Source organism: Nocardioides sp. Soil796, assembly GCF_001429525.1.
Lineage (GTDB): Bacteria > Actinomycetota > Actinomycetes > Propionibacteriales > Nocardioidaceae > Nocardioides.
Genome location: NZ_LMSQ01000018.1, coordinates 731007 through 745537, shown reverse-complemented (window position 1 = coordinate 745537; position 14531 = coordinate 731007). Strand labels below are relative to the sequence as shown.

The 14531-nt window shown below is 68.8% G+C and carries 15 protein-coding genes; 6 read left to right on the top strand and 9 right to left on the bottom strand.

Features of this window, described 5'->3' with window-relative positions; translation table 11 throughout:
- Positions 1-9 precede the first annotated feature (9 nt).
- Positions 10-1125 (top strand): hypothetical protein, encoded by a 1116-nt coding sequence (locus tag ASH02_RS14950; RefSeq protein ID WP_057295000.1) that lies wholly within the window; start codon positions 10-12, stop codon positions 1123-1125.
- Between the two features lie 69 nt (positions 1126-1194).
- Positions 1195-2025, top strand: a complete 831-nt coding sequence (menB, locus tag ASH02_RS14945) for a 1,4-dihydroxy-2-naphthoyl-CoA synthase (RefSeq protein ID WP_056890196.1) — start codon at positions 1195-1197, stop codon at positions 2023-2025.
- A gap of 116 nt (positions 2026-2141) precedes the next feature.
- Here the strand turns inward: menB and ASH02_RS14940 are convergent, their stop codons facing one another.
- The 3 genes from ASH02_RS14940 to ASH02_RS14930 form a co-directional block, all read right to left on the bottom strand.
- Entirely contained in the window at positions 2142-2984 is an 843-nt protein-coding gene (locus ASH02_RS14940) for an alpha/beta fold hydrolase (protein WP_056890195.1), read from the bottom strand.
- Between the two features lie 87 nt (positions 2985-3071).
- Positions 3072-4244 (bottom strand): FAD-dependent oxidoreductase, encoded by a 1173-nt coding sequence (locus ASH02_RS14935; protein ID WP_057294999.1) that lies wholly within the window; start codon positions 4242-4244, stop codon positions 3072-3074.
- On the bottom strand, positions 4241-5290 hold the full coding sequence (locus ASH02_RS14930) for an amidohydrolase family protein (protein WP_056688310.1): 1050 nt from the start codon (positions 5288-5290) through the stop codon (positions 4241-4243). The genes ASH02_RS14935 and ASH02_RS14930 overlap by 4 nt, the downstream gene beginning before the upstream one ends.
- A 136-nt stretch (positions 5291-5426) precedes the next feature.
- Here ASH02_RS14930 and ASH02_RS14925 point away from each other — a divergent pair, with 136 nt between their 5' ends.
- Positions 5427-6236, top strand: a complete 810-nt coding sequence (locus ASH02_RS14925; RefSeq protein ID WP_056688307.1) for an IclR family transcriptional regulator — start codon at positions 5427-5429, stop codon at positions 6234-6236.
- On the opposite strand, the gene ASH02_RS14920 is transcribed toward ASH02_RS14925, so the two are convergent.
- From ASH02_RS14920 to ASH02_RS14910, 3 genes are read right to left on the bottom strand one after another with little or no spacing between them, the layout of a single operon-like run.
- A complete protein-coding gene (locus ASH02_RS14920; protein WP_056688305.1) occupies positions 6233-7294 on the bottom strand; it encodes an extradiol ring-cleavage dioxygenase in 1062 nt (353 codons plus the stop codon). The two genes, ASH02_RS14925 and ASH02_RS14920, sit on opposite strands and share 4 nt — an antisense overlap.
- A 26-nt stretch (positions 7295-7320) precedes the next feature.
- Positions 7321-8559 carry an NAD(P)/FAD-dependent oxidoreductase gene (locus tag ASH02_RS14915; protein WP_056688302.1) on the bottom strand — a complete coding sequence of 413 codons (1239 nt, stop codon included), beginning with the start codon at positions 8557-8559 and terminating at the stop codon, positions 7321-7323.
- The gene (locus ASH02_RS14910; protein ID WP_056688299.1) at positions 8546-8872 is read right to left on the bottom strand and encodes a non-heme iron oxygenase ferredoxin subunit; all 327 of its coding nucleotides are present in this window, start codon (positions 8870-8872) and stop codon (positions 8546-8548) included. The genes ASH02_RS14915 and ASH02_RS14910 overlap by 14 nt, the downstream gene beginning before the upstream one ends.
- A gap of 197 nt (positions 8873-9069) precedes the next feature.
- Between ASH02_RS14910 and ASH02_RS14905 the strand changes: the two genes are divergently transcribed.
- Positions 9070-10386 carry an aromatic ring-hydroxylating oxygenase subunit alpha gene (locus ASH02_RS14905; protein WP_056890188.1) on the top strand — a complete coding sequence of 439 codons (1317 nt, stop codon included), beginning with the start codon at positions 9070-9072 and terminating at the stop codon, positions 10384-10386.
- 79 nt (positions 10387-10465) lie between these two features.
- Here the strand turns inward: ASH02_RS14905 and ASH02_RS14900 are convergent, their stop codons facing one another.
- From ASH02_RS14900 to ASH02_RS14890, 3 genes are read right to left on the bottom strand one after another with little or no spacing between them, the layout of a single operon-like run.
- Positions 10466-11170, bottom strand: coding sequence for a dienelactone hydrolase family protein (locus ASH02_RS14900; RefSeq protein ID WP_057294998.1), 705 nt, complete (start codon positions 11168-11170; stop codon positions 10466-10468).
- Positions 11171-11196: 26 nt separating this feature from the next.
- On the bottom strand, positions 11197-12000 hold the full coding sequence (locus tag ASH02_RS14895) for an SDR family NAD(P)-dependent oxidoreductase (protein WP_056688290.1): 804 nt from the start codon (positions 11998-12000) through the stop codon (positions 11197-11199).
- Entirely contained in the window at positions 11997-12518 is a 522-nt protein-coding gene (locus tag ASH02_RS14890; RefSeq protein WP_235539053.1) for an aromatic-ring-hydroxylating dioxygenase subunit beta, read from the bottom strand. The genes ASH02_RS14895 and ASH02_RS14890 overlap by 4 nt, the downstream gene beginning before the upstream one ends.
- A gap of 195 nt (positions 12519-12713) precedes the next feature.
- Here ASH02_RS14890 and ASH02_RS14885 point away from each other — a divergent pair, with 195 nt between their 5' ends.
- A complete protein-coding gene (locus ASH02_RS14885) occupies positions 12714-13490 on the top strand; it encodes an enoyl-CoA hydratase/isomerase family protein (protein ID WP_056688287.1) in 777 nt (258 codons plus the stop codon).
- A 24-nt stretch (positions 13491-13514) separates the two neighbouring features.
- Positions 13515-14462 (top strand): EamA family transporter, encoded by a 948-nt coding sequence (locus ASH02_RS14880; RefSeq protein ID WP_057294997.1) that lies wholly within the window; start codon positions 13515-13517, stop codon positions 14460-14462.
- The last annotated feature ends 69 nt before the right edge of the window (positions 14463-14531 follow it).

The following is a 14531-nucleotide window of genomic DNA, read 5'->3' as shown; positions in this document are numbered from 1 at the left end:
GAACTGACCGTGCTGTCTCCCTGGGATGACTTCCCGATCCACCAGACCTCCTATCCGATCGCCTATCCCATCGGTGCGGATGCCGGTCGCTATGACCGCCACTGGCTGGCCATGCACGACACCGACCTCACCACGCAGTTGGGTGTCGGTCTCTGTGTCTATCCGAACCGCGGCATCATCGATGGCGCACTCAGCGTCTCCCGCGGCGGCCAGCAGCACTCGGTCTATGCCTCGGCACCGATGCCGCGCGACCGCACCACCCAGGTCGGTCCGCTGCGCATTGAGGTGATCGAGCCGATGCGCACACTCCGTGTGGTCCTCGAGGAACACGACGGGGTCGCCGCCGACCTCACCTGGCACGGCGTCACCCAGACGATCGAGGACGGCCGGATGGAGCGCTACTCCCGAGGCACCCTCATCTCAGAACGCACCCGCACGGTGCAGTTCAACGACTGCGAGGGCCAGTTCACGGTCAACGGGGAGACCACCGACGTCACCCGCGACCGGTGGTGGGGCTTCCGTGACCGTTCGTGGGGCAGTCGCACGACCGGCACCAAGAGCGAGCACACCATGGCCGCCTCGAAGTCCAACATCTACTTCGCGTGGACCCTGCTCCGCTTCGAGGACGAGTGTCTCCTGGTGGCGGTGAACGAGATGCCGGACGGTCGCAGCGAGGCCCGCACGGTCGCCGTACTCCCGTTCATCGGCCCCGACGACCCCGCGTACGGCGTCGAGGAGGCCATCGTGCGCAGCGACGTGTTCAACTTCGACATCGACTACGTGGCCGGCACCCGCCGACCCCACCTCGTCGACCTCACCGTAGGGCCGCGTGGCGCTGTCGACCGGAGGATCCGGATCGAGCCCACGCTGACGTTCCTGATGCAGGGGCTCGGCTACTCGCACCCGACCTGGACGCACGGTGCCGACCACGGTGGCCCGGCCGTCGGGTCAGACCACTGGAACCTCGCCGACCTCCATCCCACCGCCCGGGAGAACGTGCACGTGCACCAGATCTGCCGTGGTGTGCGTTCCGACGGCGCGGTCGGGCTCGGACTCTTCGAGCACATCGCGATCGGGCCGCACCTGCCCTCCGGACTCGGCGAGGGGCTCGAGCCGCGGGGGTGATGTGGACTTCTCCTGTGACGGCCTCGATCGGAGGCGGTCCTGTGCCCCGGGCTCAGGGATGATGGCGCCATGAGTGAAACCACCGTGTGGCGGGCCCAGGGCACCTGGGAGGACATCCGCTACGAGACCACCGACGACGGGATCGCCAAGATCACGATCGACCGGCCGGAGGTCCACAACGCCTTCCGGCCCCAGACCCTGGTCGAGGTCGACCGTGCGCTGATGCGTGCCCGTGAGGACGAGTCGGTCGGCGTGATCATCCTGACCGGCGCGGGGGAGAAGGCCTTCTGCTCGGGGGGCGACCAGCGAGTGCGTGGCGACAGTGGTTACCAGCTCGACCCGGGTGCCACCGGTCGGTTCCACGTCACCGACTTGCACGTCGCCATGCGACGCTGCCCCAAGCCGATCGTGGCGATGGTGGCAGGTTGGGCGATCGGTGGCGGCCACGTGCTGCACCTGGTCTGCGACCTGACGATCGCGGCCGACAACGCCCGTTTCGGGCAGGTCGGTCCGAAGGTGGGCTCCTTCGACGGCGGCTTCGGGTCGAGCATCCTCTCCGACCTGGTCGGGCCCAAGAAGGCCAAGGAGATCTGGTTCCTCTGCCGGCAGTACGACGCAGGGACCGCGCTCGACATGGGCCTGGTCAACACCGTCGTACCGCTCGAGGAGCTGGAGGCCGAGACCCTGAAGTGGTGTCGCGAGATGCTCGCCCTCTCGCCGTACGCCCTGCGGTTGTCGAAGGCCAGCTTCCACGCGCACGAGGACGGCTACGCCGGCATCCAGCAGCTCGCCCACGACACGAACCTGCTGTTCTACGGCAACGCGGAGGCCAAGGAGGGGCGGGAGGCGTTCAAGGAAGGGCGCACCCCCGACTTCACGCAGTTCCCCCGCCGCCCCTGAGACGGTTCGTCGTCGGGGTCGCGTCCAGCTGCGCTGAGGTCGGGGAACACGTCGTCGCGCCACTCGGGGGAATCTGCTCCGCGACGTCGTTCTCCCGCCGGGCGGTGGTCATGCCGTCAGCCCACGAAGCCGGCCACGAGCTCGTTGAACTCCGCTGAGCGCTCGATCTGGGTCCAGTGCCCGCAGCGCGCGAAGACGTGCAGGTCCGCGTCGGGGAGCAGGCGCAGCATCGTCCAGGCCACGTCGACGGGGACGACGGCGTCCTCGAGACCGTGCACGAGCAGGGTCGGCATGGTCACCTTCGCCACCTGCTCCTCGGTGATGCCGAGCTCGCCGCCGGCGTGCTCGGGGTCGAAGAACATCTTTCGGTAGGCCTCGTGCGCGCCGGGCGCGGCGCTCGCCTCGTACCTGATCTGCACGAGGTCGTCGGTGATGATCGACTTGTCCACCGCGAAGTGGTTCTTGAGCAGGGACTCCATCGCCTCCGGCGAGGGCTCGTAGGCACGCAGCGCCTTGAGGCCCTCGGTCATGGTCATGCCGACCCCGGGCGCACCCATCAGCACGATGCGGTCGAGGCGCTCGGGGTGGTCTTCGGCCATCTGCAGGGCGAGCCGTCCGCCGAGTGAGTTGCCGACCACCGACACCTGGTCGATGCCGAGGGCGTCGAGCAGGTCCCACACGTGGTCGGTCCAGGTGCGCAGCGAGTAGCGCACCGAGTCGGGCCGCTCGGTCAGCCCGAAGCCGACGCTGTCCATGGCGATGACGCGGTGGTTCTCGGCCAGGGCGGGGATGGCGTGACGCCAGTTGGCCCACGCCGAGACACCGGGACCGGAACCGTGCAGGAGCAGCAGCGGCTTGCCCTCTCCCACGTCGTGGTAGTGGGTCGAGGTGCCCTTCGCGTCGATGAACTGACCCGCCTCCAGGGCGGCAAGGTCGAGCGGGGCGGTGGCGGTGCTCACGGCGATTCTCCTGACGTCGGGACGACTTGGCGTGCTCTTGCGAGCGTAGGAAGGCCGGGAGGGACCGACAACGGAGAGTTCCAACGGCTAGAAAGAGTGGCCGGATTCTGGGTCGTCCACACCGAACATCACCAGCTCCTCGTGCGAATCGGCGTCAGTCCTGGCCATTCGGAACGCGTCCAGCTCGTCGGCGTACGACGTTCCTTCGGCGAGGTCGGTGACCAGGTGCATGCGCCTCTTGCTCGCCGGTGAGGCGTGGTCGAGGAACAGTCGCCGCCGGTTCTCCGCGTAGCCGTCGAGGATGCTTTCGTCGGCATCGCCGCGCAGCACCGCGGCCAGGGCCACCACCACGTCGCGGGAGTCGAGGAACCCGCTGACGGACCGGTGGCCGGTCAACCGGTTGGCGACATGGGCGGACTCTCCCGCCAGCAGCACGCGGCCGGCGCGGAACCGCGATGCGGTGCGTTGGTGCATGCGGGCCCAGGTCCAGTCGACGACCATGGCTCGAGAGCCGGGGATGACGACACCGAGTGTCCTCTCCATGCGTTCCCGGATGCCCGCCTCGGGAAGCAACAGTGCCTCGGCGTAGGTGTAGCGCCACAAGCCGTCGCGGACGCGCTGGACCACGGCCCCGTTGACCTCGTCGACCTGGAAGGTCGAGGCGGTGTAGCCGAGTTCGGCGAAGTCGTACTCGACCAGCGCGGCCACGGAGCGCTCCGGCCACGTGCTGCCGGGGAAGCCGAGGCCCACCGCACGGCGTACGGCGCTGTTGGCCCCGTCCGCGCCTACCATCCACGCAGCGCGCACCCGGGCCTCGTCCGCTCCGAGGACCACCTCCACACCCGAGGCGTCCTGCCGTACGTCGAGCACCTGCTCTCCACGTCGCCAGGTGACCCCGGGCTGTACGGCGAGATGCGACTCGAGCACCCCGATCAGCGGCGCCGACTCGACGTACACGTTGAACGGGTGGGCCAGGCGGTCTGCGAGATCGCCGAGGTCGAAGACGATCTGCTCGCCGGTGCGCAGGACAGACAGGGACCAGAGCGGGTCGGCGAAGCCCGCAACGATGACGTCCGGGAGGACGCCCAGAGAGTCCAGGTGGGGGAGCACTGCGTTGTGCAGCACGCCGCTCCAGCCGAATCCCTCGGGCTCGGTGGCGGGGTCGACCACCATCACCTCGACCCCCGCGCGAGCGAGGCCGAGAGCCGTCATCAGTCCGATCGGACCCCCGCCGACCACCACCACGTCGGTCTCGTTCATCGGCAGGCTCCTTGTCTGGTGCGGGTCCTGAGGAGCTCGCGCCCGTTCCCGCCCAGCACGCCGGCGGCCTGTGTGCCGGTCAGCGCTCCCCGGGCGACGGCGGAGGCGAGGAAGCGTCGGGCGCCGTCGAGCTGGCCGGCGACAAAGGGGTAGTCGGTGCCGAGCACCACGTGACCGGCACCGAAGCGTTCGGTCAGCAGGCGCAGGTGCTCCGGGTCGAAGACCAGCGAGTCGACCCACAGCCGGCCGACGAGGTCGTCGTGCTCGCCGGGTGCGGCGTCGGTGAAGATGCCGGCGCCCAGGCGCAGGCGGGGCCAGGCCCAGGCGAACGTGCCACATCCGTGGGCCAGGACCACGCGCAGGTCGACACACTCACGCAGCACCCCGCCGAAGACCAGGGCGGAGGCTGCGATCGCCGTGTCCGTGGTCATTCCGAGGCCGAAGTCGTAGGGCTGGCCCCCGCGCCGGATCACACCACCGCCACCGTCGGTCGGGTGGACGAACACCACGGCGTCCAGCTCGTCCGCGGCCCGGAAGAACGGCCGGAGCACCGGGTCGTCGAGCTCCATCCCCGCGATCCGGGAACCGATCTGGACGCCGACCAGCCCGAGGTCGGCGACACAGCGTCGCAGCTCGGCGACGGCGCGGTCGACGTACGGGAGCGGGACGGTGCCGAGGCCGGCAAGTCGCCCGCCGGACTCGCCCAGGGCTGAGGCGACGGAGTCGTTGGTGGCCCGCGCGTAGGCGTCGGCCGGCTCCGCGTCGGCCCAGTAGGCGAGCATCACCGGAGTCGGCGAGATGAGCTGTACGCCGATCCCGGCCGCGTCGAGCTCGGCGATCCGCTGGGCCGTGTCCCACAACGGGGCGTGCACCTGGCGGAAGACGCGGTCACCCAGCATGATCTGACCTGCGCCGTCGCCGTGCGTGACGAGGCGTGGCCAGCGGGGGTCGTCGGGAAGCCCGGCAGCAGCGACGTCCGCACCAAAGTGGTGGGCGTGGATGTCGACCCCGGCCGGGGCGGCACCGTTCTCGTGAACAGGATGCACGTGGAGACGCTAGGCACTGGCCAGCCCACGTGACAGTGGAGGTTCCGACAGTCGGAACTTCGCATGGGGTGGTGGCAGGGGACGCGGCAGGCTTACCTTCTGACAATCCCGTCTGTGTCCCGTCCGAGGTGGCTCCATGACCCGCTCCAGCGCTGACGGATCGGGACCCCAGGGCGCCGAGACACCTTCGATCCTGACCAAGGCGTTCGACCTGCTGCACGCCTTCAACCCGCACGAGCGGGTGATGACGCTCAGCGAGCTCTCCCGCGCCTCCGGCCTGCCCAAGTCGACGGTTCACCGACTGCTGGCCCGGCTGGTCGACCTCGGTGCGGTGGAGCACCATCGTTCCGGCTACAAGATCGGCGTCGGCCTGCTCCAGCTCGGAGCGTCGACCCCGGCGGGATACATGCGCGACCTCGCGATGCCCTACCTGGCCAACCTGCACCGCTGGACCGGGCAGACGGTCGCGTTCGCCGTGCTGCGCGAGTTCGACGTGGTCTACCTGGAAAAGCTGGCGCCCACGGACTCGCCGTCCTCCATCGCCCAGGTGGGGTCACGGTTGCCGGCCAACTGCACGGCCATCGGCAAGATCCTGTTGGCCCACGAGAACCTGGACGACCTGGCGGACTTCCTGCCTTCCCCGATGCCGGGCATGACACCGCAGTCGGTCACCGACGTGGCGACCCTCGTCGACCAGCTGCGCACCGCTCGTGGCGAGGGCGTCGCCCGCGAGACCGACGAGGCCCAGCTCGGCCTCTCCTGTGTCGCCACGGGGCTCGTCATGAACGGGTTCGCGATCGGTGCGGTGTCGGTGGGCTTCCCTACCGGCACCGCGATGCCGGCCCAGCTGGAGTCGGCGTTGAGGGACACCGCGTCCAAGGTGGTCAAGGACGTGGAGGCCGGGTTGGCCAAGGGCCGCGGGCACTGGTTCCCCAAGGAGATCTAACGGAACAGGGCGAAGGCCTTGTTGGAGTTGAAGATCTCGGTGGGCACGAAGTCCGACCAGTCCAGCTCCATCCCGAGCTCGGAGACCGCACCGAGCAGGCAGAACCAGTTGAGCATCTCGTGCTGCCCGGCGTCGATGATCTGCCGGCTGGTGTGGGAGACCCAGTAGTCGTAGTCACCGGCGAGCATCGCGTCGTAGAACTTCTGGTCCGACTCTGTGTCAGGGCGCAGGTGCCAGCCCTTGTCGTGCAGGAACGCGTGCGACCAGCTCGAGGAGGCGACCAGGGCGACCCTCAGGTCGCTGTCCATGACCGAGCGTCCCACGGCCTTGCCGAACTCGAAGCAGCGCTTCGGCGTCGGGCCGGGCGGGTCGAGGACCTCGTCGACGATGTCGGCAAAGCGGGCGATCCCGCCGCGGCGGGCGATCACGTGCTCGCCGTAGCAGTTCACCGCCATCGGCACGATCGGGTAGGGGAACTCCCTGCCGATGTTGTCGAAGTCGAGGAACACCTGGGTGTTGGCGAAGGCATGCGGGAAATGGATGCCCTTGCGCTGCTCGTAGCTGTAGGCGACGTCGACGCCTGAGTTGAGAACGTCGCTGGTCAGCTTCTTCGCGTAGTCCTGGTTGCCGCGCATGGTGAAGCTTGTGTCGTCCGGCAGGCCCCAGTAGTTGGGCACCATGATCTTGCCCAGCACGCCGAACGGCTCGACCTCGGTGTCGGGGTAGGCGAGCACGCAGAACGACGGGATCACCTCCTCGCGGAAGTTCTCGTACTGGTCGTCGCCCCACACCAGGAGCAGGTCGGGCTGGAACTCGTCGATCGCCTCGCGGCAGACCTTGAGGTCCTCCATCAGCGCGGCCCGGTGGCCGGCAGCTGCGGTGACACCGCCGTCGTCGCCCCACTCCCGACGGGCGAGGTCGTTCCAGTTCGCCGGGTCCTTCCTCTCGGCGGGAATGTCGGGGTCCTTCAGTGCCGTCTTGAGCAGGCTCGCCATGTGCGTGTCCGCGCCGGCCAGCAGCGGGTAGTGGGTGATGCCCACTCCGAGTACCTCTGCCATCTCACTTCTCCTCGTGTCTGGGTCTGTCAGGAAGCCGCGGGAAGGTCGCGCTCGAAGTCGGCGTGGTGCACCGACTTCATGACGGCCTTGCGGCACTTCATCAACATCCGTGGGTTCCCGAGCACCAGTGCGCCCACCAGGACGCCGTCCGGACCGGCGTACGCCGCCACGAGGTTGCCGGTCGCGGCGCTTCCCCGGGTGAGCACGAGCTCGCCCCGGGAGGGCAGGCCGATGATCTGGATGCGGTGCCCGTACTGGTCGGACCACACGTAGGGGAGTGCGGGGCGCGGCACGGGGGTGCCGAGGATGCTCGAGGCCACGAGGGCGGCGTGGTCGTTGGCGTTGGTCCAGTGCTCGATGCGCACAGGCTCGCCGTAGAGGAAGTGCAGCGGCCGTGCCACGTCCCCGGCGGCGTACACGTCCGGGAAGCCGGTCACCTCGAGGGACGCCTCGCAGTCGATGCCGTTGCTGACGGGGAGCCCGGATCCCTTGAGCCAGGCGGTGGCCGGCTCGGCACCGATACCGACGACCACGATGTCCGCGGGCAGGGTGCGGCCGTCCGAGAGCTCGACCGCCTCCACCCTGGTCTCACCGACGAGGCGCTTGGTGGTCACACCGGTCATCAGGGTTGCGCCGTGGAGCTCGTGCAGGCCCCCGAGCTCGGCGCCGATGCGGTCGCCGAGGATGTGGGCCAGGGGGATCGGCTGGGCCTCCACGACCGTGACGTCGACGTCCCAGGCGCGTGCCGCCGCGGCGAACTCGGCACCGATGAAGCCGGCTCCGACGACCACGGCCTTCCGTCCGGGGGCGAGCTCGCTCCTCAGTTGTACGGCGTCCTCGGCGTTGCGCAGGGTGTGCACGCCGGCCAGGCCCTCGCCACTGGGCAGGTTCCGGGCACTCGCCCCGGTGGCGATCACCAGAACGTCGTACGCGTGCGCCTCGCCGTCCTCGGTGGTGACGACCTTCGCCGCGGGGTCGAGCCGTACGGCGGCCGCGCCCAGTCGCAGCTCGACGTCGAGCTTCGCCACGTCGTCCTCGGTGAGCAGCGGGACAGGTTCGCCGGTGCTCTCGGACGACAGCATCTCCTTGGAGATGGGCGGCTTGTCGTAGGGGAAGTGCCGCTCCGCCCCGAGCACCGTGATCACTCCGGTGAAGCCGGCGCTGCGCAGTGCCTGGACGGTACGTACGCCGGCGACGGAAGCGCCGACGACGAGCACCTTCCGGGTGTCGTTCGCCGTGTCGAGTGTCGGGTCAGGCGACGACATAGACGTCGTCCCCCTCGACCTCGACGGCGTACGTCTTCAAGGCGATCGTGGCCGGGAAGCACGTGGGCTCCCCGGTGCGCAGGTTGAAGCGCGCCATGTGCAGCGGGCAGATCAGCTCGTCGTCCTCCAGGTCGCTGTCCTCGCCGAGCGACCACTCCTCGTGGCTGCAGGTGTCCGCGGTGGCGAAGAACTCGCCGTCCTCGGTGCGATGGAGAGCGATCTTGACCTCGCCCGGGACAGTCATGGACTCACCCGGGTCGAGGTCTCCGGTGGTGCAGGCGAAGCGCCGGTTCATCGTCGTGGTGCCTTCCATGTCCGTCCTCTCCAGGTGTTCGGGGGACCCTCAGTCTCAGCGGCGCATCGACTGCGACACAGGCCTGGTTTCAGCCATTGGAACCTCGAGACCGGCAGTTCCGGGGATCGGAACGTGGCGATGCCACCAACTGCGACTTCGGGCACCTTCAAGGAACCAGCCAAAGAGTCTGTGCAAGAGATTGAGAGGGTCGCGCGGTGTCCGAATACGTGATTGACGACCGGGAGATGCCGCGGTTCCGAGTGAACCGCAACGTCATGGTGGATCCGGAGGTCTTCGCCCAGGAACGGGACAAGATCTTCAACCACACCTGGCTCTACCTCGGCCACGAGACCGAGTTGAAGAAGAAGAACGACTTCAAGACCCGCAACGTCGCCGGCCGTCCGCTGATCTTCGCCCGCGACAAGTCGGGGGCGATCAAGGTGTGGATCAACTCGTGTCCGCACCGTGGCGCGATGCTCTGCCGCGAGCCCTCCGGCAACGCCAGGTTCCTGACCTGCTTCTACCACGGCTGGACGTTCAGCACGGCCGGCGAGATGGTCTCGATGCCCAGCGATGCGTCGTACGGCGAGGACTTCGAGCGGCCCGGCCTGGCCTCGCCACCCAAGGTCGACTCCTACCGCGGTTTCGTCTTCATCAGCTTCGATCCCGACATCGTGGACCTGAAGACCCACCTGGCCGGAGCGACGGACTACATCGACCTCGTCTGCGATCAGTCCGAACAGGGCATGGAGATCCTCGAGGGCACCCATGAGTACTCGGTGAAGGCGAACTGGAAGCTGCTCGTCGAGAACAGCTACGACGGCTACCACGCGGTCTCCACGCACCAGCGCTACTTCGAGATGGTCCTCGCCGCCCGTGGCAGCCTGGACCCGTCAGCCCTGGGCGACTCGCGCGGCATCGACCTCGGCAACGGCCACGCCGTGGTCGCCGGGGCACCGGCCACCGAGGGCCTGTTCGGACGGCCCCTGTCGGAGGCCGGCGCCGTCGAGCGGGACGCCAGGTTCGAGCGGTTCCGCGAGCTGTACGGCGAAGGCTGGGTCGACCGGATGAAGGGCAACCGCAACCTGGTGATCTTCCCGAACCTGGTCATCATCGACCTGGTGATGGGTGTCGTGGTCCGCAAGATCGACCCGATCTCCCCCGACTACATGGAGGTCACCGCCTGGGAGCTGGCGCCACCAGAGGAAGGCGACGAGCTCCGCAAGCAGCGCCTCGACAACTTCCTCACCTTCTGGGGCCCGGGCGGTCTCGCCTCCCCGGACGACGTCGAGGCCCTCGAGACCTGCCAGATCGGGTACGGCGGGCGCCAGGAGCTGCCTTGGTCGGACATCTCCCGTGGCATGAACAAGCCTGTCAACAACACCACCGACGAGCTGCAGATGCGCACCTGGTGGCGGCGCTGGAACGAGATCATCACCGGCGAGAAGCTGCCGCCCGAGGACAAGGAACCCCTCGGAGAGGTGTTCCGGGCACCGCGCAAGGCGCCCGAGGCAGCAACTGCCCCCTCCTGACCGACCGGATTCCCCACATGGCGGAACATCGCAGTCACCTGATGACTGCGATGTTCCGCCTTGTCGTTGTCGTTGTCGTTCAGCTCGTGCGACTGCGCCACGCCACTGCCAGCGGCGAGAGGCGAGGCGCCACGCGGGCATTGAGCCATTCGACGGTGCGCTGCCACCCGTCGTACGACGCTGCGTAGTTCAGCCCGTCGTCCAGCCTGGCGTGGAAGTCCGGGCCGACCCCGGGATAGCGGACGACCTTGGTGAAGACGTCGGAAGAGCTCATCGTGGCGGCAAGGGTGCGCACGCGGTCTGCCGGCGCTGCGGTGTCCTCGGCGCCGAAGAGGCCCAACCACGGCGTCCGCGCCGGCCGGTCAGGCAGGGGTGATGAGTGCGGTGGTGATCCGTGCGGTGTTGATCCGTGCAGGGGCGCAGAGAAGCTGACCGCCGCGGCGAGCTCGGCGTGCGCGGCGACCGTGAGGGCGGCTCGTCCACCGGTGCCGATGCCGACCACGGCCACCTGCTCGGCCGACCAACCGCGCTCGGCTGCGCGCTGCAGCAGCACGGGCAGGACCTCGAGGACACCGTCGCCCACCTCCACCGCGAGGGTGTCGTAGCCGTCCTCGGCCAGATGGTTCATCCGGGTCGCGGCATCGCGATCCAGGGTCCCCATGTCGCAGAAGAGCAGGACGACGCCGTGCGGGGTGCCCGGGAGGGAGATCTCGAGGACCGGGAGCGGACCCGTCGCGGTGTCGAGTGCCGACCGCGTCGGGTCGATCATGATGACGTCGTTCATCTCGTCCTCATTCAGTGTTGAAGCGGTCAGGAGTCGTGGGGGCGCCAGGGCCAGTACTTCGCCGTGGCCCCGCCGTCCACCGTGATGTTCGTGCCGGTCACCATCGAGGCCTCGTCGGAGGCGAGATAGACGACGGCTCCCACGTAGTCCTCGGGGGTGGGCAGCCGGTTGAGCGGCAACTGTGCCTTGAAGTCCATCGACCGCGTGCCCGGGCGGCTCAGAAGCTCCTCCAGCTGGGCCCGCGCCTCGGGGTCGGTGGGCATCGTGGCGGTCGGGGTGAAGCTGTTCACGCGGACGCCGTACCGGGCCAGGTCCATCGCGGTCGAGCGGGTGAAGTTGATCAGCCCGCTCTTGCCGGTGGTGTAGCCGATGTTGCCGGGCTGGCCCTGCCAGGCCGCTGTGGAGAGCACGTTGATGATGCTTCCCGCCGTGCCGGCCTCGATCATGACTGCGGCCGCCGCCCTGGAGAACAGGAACGAGCCACCCAGGATCACGTCGAGCTGGCGCCGGTAGTCGTCGTACGGCATGTCCATCAGGCCCTGTTGCTGGAAGAACACCGCATTGTTGACGAGGATGTCGACGCGACCCCAGGTCTCGACGGCGCGGGCCACCACTTCCTCGGCATGAGCCGGGTCGGTGACGTCTCCCGACATCGCCACGGCCTCGCCGCCGGCTTCCTCGATGCGGGCTGCACTGGCCTTGGCGACGTCGGGGTCGAGGTCGGCGCACAGCACCCGGGCCCCTTCCGCGGCCAGGCCAGCGGCGAGGGTCCCGCCGATGTTGGGGCTGGCGCCGGTGACGATCGCTACCTTCCCTGCGAGCCGGTTCACAGGATGATGCTGACCTTGCCGTGGGGGCGGAGGGCGTCGAGATCGAGCACGCACCGTCGGGTGCGGAACAGGAATCCCTCGTCGTCATCGCGCACCACGAGGTGCTCGTAGTGGCCGACGTAGGTGTCGAGCACTCCGTTGCGGATCCGCTGCACGGTGAAGTTGGCGCGGATGTCGAGGGTGCCGTCCCCGAGGTCGGTGGCGCGCACGTTGGTGACCATGCGGCGCGTGCGGGAGTGCGGGTACTCCGCGTGCGCCGACCGCTTCATCAAGGAGTTGAGCCGCTGCTCGAGCAGGAACCTGTCGTCCTGGACCATGAAGAGGTCACGCCCCGGGTCGCCGTCCGGCTTGTCGGTGGCGGGCACGAGGTAGACGCCCTCGGGCAGGAAGAGCTCGAGCCACTCGGGCAGGCGCCAGGTGTCGAGCAGGTCCGCCTCCCGGTAGAGGAACTGCTCCACCTCATGATGCAACGCGAGCGAATCCGCAGAGGTCGGCCTCTGCACGGTCTGTGTCTCCACCACGGTCTCCTCAGGCTGGACGGACGTGGTCCCACTGTCGGAGGCCGGAAGCGTCGGGAGAACAGGCTGTTCCGGGCTCCGGAACCGGTGGGAGTCTCCACAGTGGGCTCTTGTCGACCCGTGACACAGGTGAGCGTCCTCGGTTAAGGTCAGACCAAATTCATCACACTGCATCCGAAGGCGAAGTGAGGGCCCATGTCCGACGCACCTGTTGTCACCTGGCGAACCGAGGCACCCGGCATCACTGTCGTGACGCTGGCCAGGCCTCCGGCCAATGCGCTGGGGCTGCCGATCCTCGAGGGCCTGGACGCGGCGATCGATGCCGCGCAGGCGGCCGGAGACGTCAAGGCCATGGTGATCACCTCTGCGCTCGACGGGTTCTTCGCTGCCGGCGCGGACATCAAGCACATGTCGACCATCACCGCCGAGTCGTTCATGGCGTACGGCGACACGATGCGTGCGGTCAACGACCGCCTGGCGGCTTCTCCCTGGATCTCCATCGCCGCGGTCGACGGACTGGCCCTCGGTGGCGGACTCGAGCTCGCGATGGCCTGCACGCTGCGGGTGGCCGGCCCCAAGGCAAAGCTGGGACTTCCCGAGGTGAAGCTCGGGCTGATCCCCGGAGCCGGTGGGACGCAACGCCTGCCGCAACTGGTCGGGCGCGGCCGTGCGCTCGACATCATGCTCACCGCCCGCCAGGTGCGCGCCGACGAGGCGCTCGCCATCGGCCTGGTCGACCGCCTCGCTGACGGCGACGTCGAGAAGGCTGCTCTCGAGCTGGCCGCCGAGCTGGTGACCGCCTCGCTGCCGGCCCAGCTGGCCGTCGTACGCACCGTCGACGCCGCGTTCGAGATGCCGCTGGAGCAGGGCTTCGCCTATGAGGCGAAGCAGGAGCAGGGACTCTTCGAGGACGGAGAGGCGGCGGAAGGCATCGCGGCGTTCATCGCGAAGCGTCCACCGAACTTCGCGTGAGCTCCCCGGCCCGGCAGCGCCGCCGTGCCTGAGCTGGCGCCCGGGACCAACCGGACCACCCTCGCCCTCTGCCTTGCGGCGGTGTGGATCCTGTGGGGATCGGTCTACCTGGCGATCCGCCTCGTGGTCAACGAGGTGGACCCGTTCCAGGCCATGGCGCAGCGGTTCCTCCTCGCGGGCCTGATCCTGGTCGCCATCGTCGCCGTACGCCGCGGCTGGTCCGGGCTGCGCGTCACCAAGGCGCAGCTCGGTGCGCTCGTTGTCACCGGCGTTCTGCTGCTCGGACTCGGCAACGGGTTCCAGGCGCTGGCCCAGGTCAAGGGCCTGCCTTCCGGAGTGGCTGCCCTGATCGTCGCCGCCGTACCCGCGTGGGCGGTGCTGCTCCGCCTGGTGACGGGTGACCGTCCCGCACGCCTGACACTGGTCGGGGTCGGCATCGGCTTCGCCGGGCTCGTGCTGATGGTGGCGCTCGGCCGGGGCGTCACGGGCGAGATGCCGCTGATCGGCGTCGTGCTCTGCCTGGGCTCGAGCGTTGCGTGGGCGGTCGGCTCATACCTGCAGGGGGTGCTCAAGGTGCCCCGGGACGTCTTCACCATCGCCGCCTACCAGCAGCTCGTCGCCGCTGCCTGCTCGTGTGCGCTGGCGATCGGCACGGGGGAGCGGTTCAGCATCGACTACTCGCCCCGGGCCTGGTTCGCGCTCGGCTATCTCGTCGTGGCGGTCTCGATCGTCGGCTTCCTCGCCTTCACCTGGCTGCTGACCCACGTGCCGCTCTCCCTCACCGCGACGCACGCGTACGTCAATCCGGTCGTGGCGGTGGGCCTCGGCTGGCTGGTGCTCGCCGAACCGATCGGACCGCCGGTGCTCGTCGGCGGCGGCATCGTGGTCGCCTCCGTGGTTCTGATCGTCAGCGCCGAACGCCGCCCGGTGGCGAAGTCTCGGGAGTCGGTCGAGGCGCTGCCGCCGGCCTGAGCGGGTCTCTCTATCACCTAAGGGGCAGAGAGACCCCCCTTACTAGGGTCGTATGTATCTAATTATCAG

Coding starts and splice junctions, on each gene's coding strand:
- menB (WP_056890196.1), top strand. CDS start 1,195: ATGAGTGAAACCACCGTGTGGCGGGCCCAGGGCACCTGGGAGGACATC.
- ASH02_RS14935 (WP_057294999.1), bottom strand. CDS start 4,244: ATGAACGAGACCGACGTGGTGGTGGTCGGCGGGGGTCCGATCGGACTG.
- ASH02_RS14925 (WP_056688307.1), top strand. CDS start 5,427: ATGACCCGCTCCAGCGCTGACGGATCGGGACCCCAGGGCGCCGAGACA.
- ASH02_RS14920 (WP_056688305.1), bottom strand. CDS start 7,294: ATGGCAGAGGTACTCGGAGTGGGCATCACCCACTACCCGCTGCTGGCC.
- ASH02_RS14915 (WP_056688302.1), bottom strand. CDS start 8,559: ATGTCGTCGCCTGACCCGACACTCGACACGGCGAACGACACCCGGAAG.
- ASH02_RS14910 (WP_056688299.1), bottom strand. CDS start 8,872: ATGGAAGGCACCACGACGATGAACCGGCGCTTCGCCTGCACCACCGGA.
- ASH02_RS14900 (WP_057294998.1), bottom strand. CDS start 11,170: ATGAACGACGTCATCATGATCGACCCGACGCGGTCGGCACTCGACACC.
- ASH02_RS14885 (WP_056688287.1), top strand. CDS start 12,714: ATGTCCGACGCACCTGTTGTCACCTGGCGAACCGAGGCACCCGGCATC.